This window comes from Acetomicrobium sp. S15 = DSM 107314, from assembly GCF_016125955.1.
Classification (GTDB): Bacteria; Synergistota; Synergistia; order Synergistales; family Thermosynergistaceae; genus Thermosynergistes; species Thermosynergistes pyruvativorans.
In genome coordinates, this window is sequence record NZ_JADEVE010000308.1 from 1 (window position 1) to 385 (window position 385).

The window sequence follows — 385 nt, forward strand, 5'->3', positions numbered from 1 at the left end:
GACGGCCTCAAAGGCGAAGGCATGCATTTCAAAGACGCAGACGACGTCCTCTCGGCGTTGGATCATGGCTTAGTTCATATAAACAGCAAAATCAAGTTTCTCTTAAATAATGGAGAGTGGATAGAGACATCGCCGGGATGAAGTTCACGCCGCCCAAAAGTTCGCTGCTTCCGAAGGTAAAGCGCGGTATGCCGAGCGTTATATCTATTCCTATAGTGGAGAAAAAGAGCCCCAACAGGAGCGCTATACAGCTTTTGACCGTAGTGATACCTGCCCTGGAGCGCCTACAGAAGGAGGGCGAAGAGGGGCGGCGTAAGATCACCCAGTACACCAGAGTGAGCACAATCTTTTTCGCAGCCGTTCAGGCAGCGGGCATGGCTTTCTG

At 51.7% G+C, this 385-nt stretch carries 1 protein-coding gene and 1 pseudogene; one reads left to right on the forward strand and one right to left on the reverse strand.

Annotation, left to right across the window (positions count from 1 at the left end; all coding sequences use genetic code 11):
• Positions 1-91: 91 nt before the first annotated feature.
• Positions 92-214, reverse strand: a complete 123-nt coding sequence (locus tag EZM41_RS13860; protein ID WP_446697832.1) for a hypothetical protein — start codon at positions 212-214, stop codon at positions 92-94.
• Between EZM41_RS13860 and EZM41_RS14730 the strand changes: the two are divergent.
• Positions 165-385: pseudogene (locus EZM41_RS14730) on the forward strand (hypothetical protein); the annotation flags it as partial. The gene EZM41_RS13860 and the pseudogene EZM41_RS14730 overlap by 50 nt on opposite strands.